The organism is Peribacillus sp. SIMBA_075 (assembly GCF_046534585.1).
In genome coordinates this window covers 1-236 of the sequence record NZ_JAWRYN010001591.1, presented here as the reverse complement: position 1 = coordinate 236, position 236 = coordinate 1, and the positions used below count along the sequence as shown (strand labels likewise).

The window sequence follows — 236 nt, the reverse complement described above, 5'->3', positions numbered from 1 at the left end:
CATACGGTTATCATGCCAGAAATTCACTGGGAAGTGACTCTCTTCATGATAAGCTTCAAACTCATAACCCTTTTCTTTTAACCCTTTTAAAATTGCTGGCACAGCAGCAACTGATTGTGGGTGAATGTCATGCATTAAAATAACTTCCTGTGGTTTTGTTGCATGTGTTATTACGTTTTGAGCAATTTGTGCTGCCGCTGCATCAACTTGCATTTTGTTATATTTCCAATCTAATG

The 236-nt window shown here is 37.7% G+C and carries 1 pseudogene; it reads right to left on the bottom strand.

Annotation, left to right across the window (positions count from 1 at the left end):
• Window positions 1-236: pseudogene (locus SB775_RS33790) on the bottom strand (polysaccharide deacetylase); the annotation flags it as partial.